A 5110-nucleotide genomic window follows, 5' to 3' on the forward strand; every position below is an offset into this window, starting at 1 on the left:
TTGCTGCAGCAGCGGCAGACCGACCGGTCCGGCAAGGGCAGGGACAGAGATCAGCCCGGTCCCGATGAGAATCGGTACCGGGCTGATTCGTTGTCTTGATACCTCGGCTGGATCGTCCGGCTGGACAGTTCGAGTGATCAGCTCAGAGCCGGCGCCCAGGGACTGAGCGTGAGGACCCCGAGCTGGACACCACGGGTGACGGCAGCCGTGCGGTCGTCGACGTCGAGCTTCTGGTAGGCCCGCAGCAGATGGGTCTTGACGGTGGCCTCGCTGATGTAGAGCCGGCGTCCGATCGAGCTGTTCGTCATTCCCTCGGCCACCAGTCGGAGCACCTCGATCTCCCGGGCGGACAGCTTGGGCAGCGTTGGTTCCGGATGCCGCATCGACGAGACCAGGGAGGCGGCCACCGAGGGCGCCAGAACGGTGCCACCGTCGCGGGCCGAGCGGATCGATCTTGCCAACTCGCTGAGCCCGATGTCCTTCAGCAGGTAACCGGATGCTCCGGCTTCCACCGCCCGGACGATGTCCGCGTCCGTCTCGTACGTCGTCAGGATCAGCACCTTGATGTCCGGGTAGGTCGAGACGATCTCCCGGGTGGCAGTGACACCGTCGCCACCCGGCATCTGCAGGTCCATCAGTACGACGTCCGGACGGAGCGTCCGGCACAGCGTCACGCCCTGCGGACCGGACGAGGCGTCGCCGACGACCTCGAAATCGTCCTCGGTGTTCAGCATGCCGCGCAATCCTTCTCGGACGATCGGGTGGTCGTCGACCAACATGATCCTGATCATGACGTCACCGTCCCACTGACGAGTTCTGCGGAGACCCCGTCATCCGCATTCTCGTTGCCGGTATTCTCGGGGCGCTTGAGGTCGGGGTTGATCACGTCGGGCAGCCAGAGCACCACGGTGGTCCCCTCCCCGTCGCCGCTGCGCAGGGTGACGTGGCCGCCGATCTCCGCGAGCCGGCTCCGCATACCGGCCAGGCCGAAACCGCCGTCGCTCTCCTCGACCGTCGCCGCCCGAGTGGGATTGAGACCGACACCGTCGTCCTGCACGGTGATCTCGCAACCCTGCGGACCGTAGGACAGGTCGATCGACACGTGGCTCGCCCTGGCGTGCTTGCGGATGTTGCTCATCGCCTCCTGGGCCGATCGAACCGCGACCAGCTCGGTGGCCGCGGCCATCGCCCTGGCCTCACCCTGCACGGTCACCTCGACCTCGAGACCGACCTCGTCCGACAGTCGGCCGGCCAGCTTCCTGATCGCTCCGGGGAGCGATGCCCCGCGGAGCTGCGGCGGTGACATCGCGGCGACCAACGCCCTTGTCTCCCCGAGGTTGTCGGCAGCGGTGCGGGTGATGAGTTCGACGTGACGTCGCGCCTCGGCCGGAGCCTTGTCGATCTCCGACGACGCAGCGCGGCTGAGCATCACGATGCTGGTGAAGCCCTGGGCGAGCGTGTCGTGGATCTCCCTGGCCATTCGTTCCCGTTCCACCAGTGCGCCATGGGCCCGGGACAACCGGTCGTTCTCCTTCTGCGCCTTGGCCAGAGCCTCGATGAAGTCGCCGCGCTGGGTGGACTGGTCGATGATCCGTTGCACCCAGATCGACACGACGATGGCGATCGGGACGATGATCCCGACGATGATGGCCTGACCGGCCAGCTCGGATGGGTCGTTTCGCAGGGTGTAGGTCCAGATCGCCAGCGGCAGCAGGGTTTGCACCAGCAGGGTGATGATGCCGCGTCGCAGGGACTGCAGCTTGAAGCACTGCGAGGACACCACCGAGAGCAGGACGAGAGCCGACGGCTGCAACGCCACGGCCGCGATGTAGAGCGCCGAGAGAGCCAGGACGTAGGTGTTCACCTCCCGGGTGTCCCCCGTCACCGGACCGAACAGTGGCCGACCGAGCAGCAGGTAGACCGGCAGGGTCAGGACCAGCAGGATGACGGCGACACCTTCTGTCGGCCCGCTGTTGCCGGTGGCGACCGAGGTGATGGTGCCGATCAGGGTGGCGACGAAGAACACGTCCCACAGCCGACCGTCCTTCTGCCACGCGTTGGTGGAACTGGGCTGCTGGTTCATCAGACTCATGATGACGGGTTCCCCGATTCGATCAGTGATCCACGATGGACGGGAGCCGGCGGCTCCCGGTGACGGGCTGCGTGCTGCGCCCGATGAAGCGGAGGCGATGATTCCTGCTCGATGCCGGGCGACGGCTGCGGGCCCAGATCGGCGGCAGCGTCGATGATCTGCAGATCCAGCTCGTCCGCCAGCACACGCAGGCGGCGGTAGAGCACGGTGGCACCGCACTTCTCGGCCAGTTCCAGGGCCTGCCGGACGACGAGCGAGGCGGCCTCCGCCGCACCCTCCTCGGACCGGATCTCGCCGAGGGCGGCCAGGGTCAGGGCCTGTTCGTACCGGGCCCCGCAGTGCGCCAGCAGTCCGGCGGACTCGGTGAGCACGTCCGCACGGGTGGGACCGTTCAGGGCTGCGGCGAACAGCCGGAGCGAGATACCGCGCACGCGTGCGCCTCCCGATCCCGGCATCCGCAGTTGTTCACCGAGCAGCTCGAGCGCACGTTCGGGTTCGCCACGCTCGATGGCGACCGCCGACTGGACCGAGCGCACCGCGACCGCGGTCGGCAGGTCGAAGCGACCCGCGGCCAACTCGGCGGCGTGGTCGGCATCCTCCGCTGCCTCGTCGACCCAACCCAGTGCGAGTTCGGATTCGGCGCGGGCGGCCAGATAGTCGATGGCGTAGCCCGTTCCGTCCATCTGGGGCGGGACCGGGCGCCGCAGCCACTGCGCCTGCGCTGACCCGCCGGTGACGGCGGAGGCCCTGATGCCCACCGAGATCGGTTGCCCGATGGCCACTCCCCACCCGGCGTCGCTCAGCAGGTCGAAGGCTCGGTCGGCCCACTCGAGCGCGGCCACCAGATCGCCGGAGCGGAGGAAGATCTCGGCGCGGAGCCCGGTCAGCACCGCCTGCCAGTAGCCGGCAAGCCGGGCTCTGGCCTCGGAGAGGAAGACGTGGGTCCACTGGGCGGCCGTGCGCAGTCGGTCTGCCAGCACCAGGGTTCGCAGCGCCAGCACGATGGGTTCGAACGTCTCGTCGTCGATCGGCAGGTTGGCCAGCACCTGTTCGGCGTGGCCGATCACCAGATCGTCGGCGCCGACGCGTTGGGTGTGATCGAAGGCGGCCACGGCGATCAGGCCGAACCGACCCGGCTGGGCCCCAGATCCCAGCAGCAGTTTCGTGTCGACCGGAGGTTGGACCAGCAGGTCGAGATCGGCGCGGAGACAGGAGAACCACTCGGCTGCCGACGGTAGGGACGCCCCGTGCACCAGGATCAGGGCGGCGAGATCCGCGGTCCCCTGCTCGCCGAGGGAATCGGCTGTGACCACCGCGCCGGCGACGCGGTCGGCGTCGGCGAATCGCCCGCACCAGGTCAGCCAGCGGACGAGGCAAACGGCATCGGTCCCGTCCAGCCGACCGGCGTCGACGCTCTGCAGCAGGTCGTCGAGGTGTGCCGCCGCCCGGGACGGATCGGACCGCCACTGCAGCCGGACCAGATCGACGGTCAGTGCTGTCTTCTGGGCCGGCTCCTCCGCCTTGGCCACCGCGAGGTCCAGCAGGCCGGCGGCCTGGTCGGAGTCGTAGTCTTCCTCGGCCTGGCGGGCGGCTTCGGTGAACGCGTCGATGCTCCACGGCTCCGGCACCGCGTGGCGGTCCGCCTGGTCGACGCCGCCCTGGGCGCTCAGCACTCGTGAGGCCCGGAGCCGCAGGTCGAAGCGCACCTGGTCCGGCGTGTTCCAGAGCACCACTGGCCGTGCACTTCTCAGGAGCAGCCCGGACCCGACCAGGCCGGTGGCCTCGAGTGCGGCCAGCCGCTCCTGCGCATGTTCCAGATCGCACGGCAGCACCTTCGCGACCTGGTGGGCGTCGGCCCGATCCCCCAGCACAGCGGCCGCCTGGGCGACGGCCGTCGTCTTGTCGTCCCACCGCATGCAGATGGCCAGCACCGCACCCCGGAAGGACGGCCCGGCGGCGGGTTCGTCGATGTCCGGGACCGTGCCGGCGCTCTCGGGAGCGACGTGGTCGTCCAACAGGGCGCGGACCAGCAGCGGGGCACCACCGGTCTGCGCCTGGTAGTACCGAGCGAGGTCGTCGATCAGCTCCGGTTCGTAGTACTCCCCGAGAATGCCGGCGATGTCCTCGATCTCCAGTGGCCGCAGGTCGATCCCGGAATACCCGGCGTGCCGGCCGATCTCGGCGCGGAGCACCGGATGGGTGGGGACGACCATGGCATCCTCGGTGAAGACGATCATCACCTGACCGGACGTGAGGCGCCGCAACAGCTGCATCAGCACCTGCAATGACATGCAGTCCATGTGCTGCAGGTCGTCGATCGAGAGGACGACCGAACCAAGACCGGCCAGATCCGAGAGCAGGGCGGCGACCTGATCGGCGAGCAGCGCCGCGTCCTGCAGCAGCGAACGCGGGTGCGTACAGGTCCCGTAGGTGGGCTGGGCCGCGATGACGCTGACCGACGCGGACAGGTGCTCGCGGATCTCCTCCGGGATGCCCGGACGGTCCAGCAGCTGGGCGAACGAACCCAGCGGCCGGTCGCGGTCGCCGGGCCGGGCCACTGCCGACAGCACGAGTGCGCCGGAATCGGCCGCCTGCTGGCAGAAGGCCGTCAGCAGCTCGGTTTTCCCGATGGCGACGGCGCCGCTGACGCAGACCACCTGCGGCCTGCCCCGCTCGCATTCGTCGAGGAGGTGGAGCAGATAGCTCTCTTCACTGCTTCGACTGCTGTTGAGCACCATGTGTACCCCAGAGTGAGATCGATGGGTGGATTCGCTTCCGGCACGAGACGACGAACACCTTCGTCGCAGACTTCTTTCCAAGCAGGCTAGGGATACCGAACCCGCAGGTAGAACCCTTGGCGCCCCCCTAGAACCCCGATGGCTGTGAATCCGTCACATGTCTTCGTGAAGTCCTCATGCCCATAGCGCCACCTGGGGGAATTCAGGGGTTGGGGTGACCCGGAAACAGACCTAGCTTTTGACGTGGAACAAGAAGTCGACGCACCGGGAGGCACCACGC

Annotated in this window: 3 protein-coding genes; all 3 read right to left on the reverse strand. The window is 68.3% G+C overall.

The window, feature by feature from the left end:
* Window positions 1–137: 137 nt before the first annotated feature.
* From ABIB25_RS12135 to ABIB25_RS12145, 3 genes are read right to left on the reverse strand one after another with little or no spacing between them, the layout of a single operon-like run.
* Window positions 138–791: a response regulator gene (locus ABIB25_RS12135; protein ID WP_354528715.1), complete on the reverse strand. Its 654-nt coding sequence runs from the start codon at window positions 789–791 to the stop codon at window positions 138–140.
* Window positions 788–2083 (reverse strand): sensor histidine kinase, encoded by a 1296-nt coding sequence (locus ABIB25_RS12140; protein ID WP_354528716.1) that lies wholly within the window; start codon window positions 2081–2083, stop codon window positions 788–790. Before ABIB25_RS12140 ends, ABIB25_RS12135 begins: the two co-directional genes overlap by 4 nt.
* Before the next feature lie 5 nt (window positions 2084–2088).
* Window positions 2089–4830: an AAA family ATPase gene (locus ABIB25_RS12145; protein ID WP_354528717.1), complete on the reverse strand. Its 2742-nt coding sequence runs from the start codon at window positions 4828–4830 to the stop codon at window positions 2089–2091.
* Window positions 4831–5110: the final 280 nt, after the last annotated feature.

This window comes from Nakamurella sp. UYEF19, assembly GCF_040546275.1.
GTDB lineage: Bacteria > Actinomycetota > Actinomycetes > Mycobacteriales > Nakamurellaceae > Nakamurella.

Excerpts from the sequence above, each read along its gene's own strand:
- ABIB25_RS12140 (WP_354528716.1), bottom strand. The coding sequence starts at position 2,083 with ATGAACCAGCAGCCCAGTTCCACCAACGCGTGGCAGAAGGACGGTCGG.
- ABIB25_RS12135 (WP_354528715.1), bottom strand. The coding sequence starts at position 791 with ATGATCAGGATCATGTTGGTCGACGACCACCCGATCGTCCGAGAAGGA.
- ABIB25_RS12145 (WP_354528717.1), bottom strand. The coding sequence starts at position 4,830 with ATGGTGCTCAACAGCAGTCGAAGCAGTGAAGAGAGCTATCTGCTCCAC.